This window comes from Lentilactobacillus sp. TOM.63, from assembly GCF_030361045.1.
GTDB lineage: Bacteria > Bacillota > Bacilli > Lactobacillales > Lactobacillaceae > Lentilactobacillus > Lentilactobacillus dabitei.
In genome coordinates this window covers 1-4901 of record NZ_JAUCAP010000116.1, presented here as the reverse complement: position 1 = coordinate 4901, position 4901 = coordinate 1, and the positions used below count along the sequence as shown (strand labels likewise).

Below are 4901 nucleotides of genomic sequence, written 5' to 3'. Positions count from 1 at the left end.
GTGGTAAACACCATTTTAAAGGAAGCTGATCTTTTTTGTCCGAACAGCGTTCGGATTAATTTTACAATCTACCTTATAAAAATCAAAAAACGGTTTGGCCATCTTCTTGCCATTTTTCAAAGTAATCGTATCCCCAGCCGGCAGTGCATCCCGGTGGAGTTCATTATTAATTTTCACGGCAACCACATTGTCTTCACCCAGCTTAACGGCATCCGTGATATCAGCGGTAAATGGTAAAAAACCACCTTCGTGAGACCGAATTTCTTGACCATTCACAAAAACCTTTGCCCGGTGGGTCGCAGCGCCAAATCGAATACCGACCTTTTTGCCTTCAAAATAGTTTGGCACAAAGAATTTTTTTAGGTACCAAAAATCACCTGTATATTCACGAGCGTCTTTATCAGTAAAGAAATCATTGAAGCTGGCAGGAACCGGCATCTTAATTGGGTCCTCCAAGCCAGTTGGCCACCCGTTTGCTTCGCCTTCAGAGGCAGGGTCAAACTTAAAATCCCAGAGGCCATCCAACTTTTGATTCTCACGATATGCATTGGTAACAGGATATAACAGATCTTTTTCCATTGTGATTGATCCTTTCATGATAACAAATTTAAATTAAAGTAAACGCTTTCTTTATTCAACAACTTAAGTTTACTATTGAATGGCTGATAGTCAACATATTTTAGTAAAATAAATTGCTAATTTACAAAAACTTTTGTGGATAAAGAATCATCACATCGAAAATTAATTGGGCCGTTATTGGCTGACTAACCGATTTGCAGGCTTATGTACTCACTATTTTGATGAGCTCCCAATTTAGTAAAGCCCAACGGTTGAGACATTTGTTTAGGATCAAAAAAGGCATCCACTTCAATTTCGAAGGGATGCGTCATTGATTGATCACACTATTATTTTTCATCACGAGTAATAACCTGATTCCAAAATAGACGATTATCCAACTTACCTTGCTTTGATACCAAACGGCCATTCTTTCGTTCGTTAACGCGAACTAAAATATTCTTAAGTGTTTTCATAGTCAATTCCTCCTCTTTCAATTCTGTGAAACTTTTAATCTTTTCCGCAATTCTTAGTATAGTAGTCCTGAGCGGCCTTCGTTAAATGATTTGCTTAAAAACTTTTTCATGAAAAAAAGAGGCTGGAACATCTGTTAATTTTCAATCGATGATCATTCACATAGATCACCATAGCCACCTAGATAAAAGCGGCGCCAAGCGGCTGATCCCTGCCATTTAACAAAAATGACCAACTATTCCAAAATCAGGAATAATTGGTCATTTTCGTTAAATTCTGGATCAAATCGCCTAATCCCAATCTCTAATTTTATCTAATTGGAACCTGACTTTGAAAATGATCATCAATGCAGATAATTGCAGCGTGTTCATTCATCAAAACGGGCTCGGGTTGTTACTGTTTGAGGACAACATCTGGTTTCACTGAACTCTGCCGACAAAATTTCTTAAGATACGGTCTACAGGCTACTTTCCCGCTCCATCAGTTCCGTTGCGATTACGGTCAATTCAGGGATCTTCTTGGGTTCTTTCATGCGTTGGTCAAGCATTTCAATCGCCCGTTCACCCATTAATTCTGTGTGAACGTGAACCGTTGTCAGGGCTGGACTGGTGTACTTGGCAATCGCCACATCGTTAAAGCTAATCAGGCTAACCCGATCGGGAACATCAATTTTATTATGCTGAAGTGCTCGCAAAACACCAACGGCCATTGAATCACTGCCGATCATGAATCCATGAGGTAATTTCTTACCCAATTTTTGAATGGCTTGGGTCATCAATGTGTAGCCCGAGTCTGGACCAAATGGGCCTTGGAAGACAAAGTCCTCATTGTATAAGCCTTTTTGCTTTAAATAACTATTAAAGGTGGCTACTCGTGGATTCCGAACGCCCAATTTCTCGGTAGTCGTCTGTTCTTTACCAGCGATCATGCCAATATCATCAATTCCCCGGTCAATGAATCGGTCCACAATTTTCATAACTGGTGTTTCAAAATCACTGCGGACACAGTCGCACCCGTATGCCAGATAATTTTCACCAATAAAGATAAGCGGCAACCCGTAGGATTGAAGCTCGGTGACTTCTGTCTTATCAAATTTACCAACAGCAATAATGCCACTGAACTTTTTCATTTTATTCTTATCAATTGATTCGTAAGTAATCCGCTCAATTGAAGTTCCAAGCGTTGCCGCCCGGTTCTCAATTCCGTACTGGATTTGCAAATAATAAAGATCGTTTAGCTCTTCTTTATCTGAATGCCATTGAACGACCGCAATTTCTTTACTGGCTTTGGGCGTGTGCTTAGTTCGCTTTTTATACTGCAACCTTTCAGCAACCTCTAGCACCCTACGACGCGTACCATCACCAACCGACAAAGTATCGTCAAAATTCAGAATCCTTGAAACTGTCGAAATTGAAACTCCGGCTTCCTTTGCCACGTCTTTGATTGTTGTCATCTTACCACCCTAATATTCATCATATTATTAATCCTCAAAAATTCGTCCTTAATTTATTCGTCCATCAATACCGTTTTAGTTTACCACTTGTTCAACATCGAATAAACAATCTGAACGTTTAATCTACTAAAAGTTTACCAAAAACAAAAAGGCCGTTACCTAAGTATTTCCTTTAGGGACAGCCTTTTGATGACAATGGTGTAATCATTCACGATCTAGAATTCTGTCAGGGTTGCGGTCACATCATGATCCTTAAACAAAATTGACAATTGATTGCCTACCAATTTTACCTTAGGAATCACTAAGTTACCATCATCATCCAAGGACTCTAACTCTCGATCCCCCAAATAAAGAGAAATCAGGGTGTACTTGCCCGGCTTTAAGACTCCTGTCTGTAATGGGATCTTTGTCTTTGGGAAGTATAAATTTGTATTAGGTTCTGGGACCGATAGTTCAGCAGTCAATTCTTTTGACAGACCAACGATTCCGGTAATCCCGACCTCAGTTTTATAGAAGACGGCATTATCTGCGATGCTTGAGATTTCTTTTTGATAATCTTTGCCGTAGTCGGGCGCTGCAAAGCTACCTTCAGCCAAATGCAGGGTCCGTTTGGTATCAATTTGGTGAACCCGGACATGCCATGGCATTGCTGGCACGACGTAATTCTTAATTTCAACATCGTCCCAAGGCTTCCAGTCAGAATAAACGTAATTATCATGAACTGCGTAATCTTCGTACTTGAAAGCAGTTCGCCACCAGTTGTCGCTTTCAGAAACAGCCAGCGTATTGTCATACGCGCCTTGCTTCAAAAGCGTCGTTCCCTTGGCAGTACTGAAACCAAAGGTGGTCGAATAAACGTACTTTTCGTACTTATCTTCCCCATGAGCATGTTCATGAGAGTGCTGACCAGCCGTAAACGATTGTACCTCCAAACCATTTTGGCTGTGAGCAATTAACATGCGAGGTTCTGGTTGTTTCTTGAGCGCTTCAAACTTGAAGTCGTCGCTTTCCTTAGTTGTCCAGAATGGATCATTATCCGGTAAGGCGAAGAAAATAAACGTCTTCAACGCCCAATAAGCTGAGGCTGGCCCATTATAGCCTTCCGCAAAGTTCATATTTGGATAGGCATAACCAATTGGAATCAAGCCATCACTTTGAAAAATATTTTGCTTAAACCACCAACGCAGATTATTCAGTAACAAGTGCTTGATATCACCTAAGCTATATCCGGCTGGCAAATCAACGTGGGCGTACGCATAGGCTGCCCAAAAGGCTGCTTGGGCGAACCGATAATCAAGGCTGCGGCCAAATGGCAGTGCCGCACCATCCGCTGCAAACCAGTTGGCGTAACTTGGAACAAAGGCCTTAGCCCGTTCTTTCAACAATTGGGATTGTTGATTATCGGTATCGGCCAAGCCAACCGTCAGGATCGTAAAGAACTGATAAGCAAATGGAATGTAGTTATCAATCTGGTTGACATAACCATCATACGACCAGCCGTGATCAAGATATTGCTTATTGGTGATTGCATAGTCAGCATCGATTAACTCGGAATTATCCATATAACCGGAATCGTCGATAAACTGGTTGACCATCGCCCGGAAAAATAACCAGTTGGTCTTTGGGATCGTCTTATGGTTCACTTGATCCATCCATTTAACGATCGTCTTCTGCTTTGGCACGGAAAGGTTGTCCCAGAACGTTGCTTTGGTTTCGTATAAGAAAGCCGTCAGGGCACCCATTTCAACGAAGACCTGATCATAGTCGCCTAAATCACCACCCCAATAGTCGGGAGAATTGGGATCAGTCCCGGCAATAATGCCTTGAGTGGTTAGTTCGTACCAATCCGGCTTTTCGTAAATCCGCTTCGGATCACTAAAGAATGGGCCAAGGCCCCAAAGCAACCGCATAAAGCCTTCCACTTCAGTCTTATCCTGAATATAAACGGCTCCGCTGTCACTCATCCGAAAACGGCCTTTTCGCTTTTGCTGACTGAGGACTTCCATTGCAGGAGTTAAAATGTCAACCAACGCCGCCTTCACATCGGCTTTACTGCGCAATGGATTTTCTTTAATCTGTTCGTTAAATAATTTCCGTTTCAACTAAAAACACCTCGTATTTCCATCTCATGTAAGCGTTTTAACGACTTTAGAATACATCTGTTTTTACTAAAACGCAAGGTTGCTTTACTTCTTTTTCCTAAAATAAATTGGGACGAAAGGTGATTTGATCCTAGAATTTAAGCCAAAAAAAGTAATGCATCCCAAAACCAGAATGCATTACTTTTTTAGCTTAAATGGCGGGGATCAGCCGTTTTCCGCAAGTTTTATCAATATAAGAATGCCTGAATTATTCATAGTTCATTAAAAGCCCGTCAGTTTTCGTGTTTTTTCGAAAACTGACGGGTATGTTTTTATCT

3 protein-coding genes and 1 pseudogene are annotated in these 4901 nt (G+C 41.3%); all 4 read right to left on the bottom strand.

Annotation, left to right across the window (positions count from 1 at the left end):
- Positions 1-75: 75 nt before the first annotated feature.
- Positions 76-579 (bottom strand): annotated as a pseudogene (locus QUF07_RS13180) (sugar-binding domain-containing protein); the annotation flags it as partial.
- 326 nt (positions 580-905) lie between these two features.
- Positions 906-1031, bottom strand: coding sequence for a hypothetical protein (locus QUF07_RS13175; RefSeq protein ID WP_263862423.1), 126 nt, complete (start codon positions 1029-1031; stop codon positions 906-908).
- Between the two features lie 455 nt (positions 1032-1486).
- A complete protein-coding gene (locus QUF07_RS13170) occupies positions 1487-2482 on the bottom strand; it encodes a LacI family DNA-binding transcriptional regulator (RefSeq protein WP_289427848.1) in 996 nt (331 codons plus the stop codon).
- 215 nt (positions 2483-2697) lie between these two features.
- Positions 2698-4584 (bottom strand): DUF2264 domain-containing protein, encoded by a 1887-nt coding sequence (locus QUF07_RS13165; protein ID WP_217164973.1) that lies wholly within the window; start codon positions 4582-4584, stop codon positions 2698-2700.
- Between the last annotated feature and the right edge of the window lie 317 nt (positions 4585-4901).

What these genes read in the sequence shown, in the direction of transcription:
- QUF07_RS13175 (WP_263862423.1), bottom strand. Translation starts at nt 1,031, where the DNA reads ATGAAAACACTTAAGAATATTTTAGTTCGCGTTAACGAACGAAAGAAT.
- QUF07_RS13170 (WP_289427848.1), bottom strand. Translation starts at nt 2,482, where the DNA reads ATGACAACAATCAAAGACGTGGCAAAGGAAGCCGGAGTTTCAATTTCG.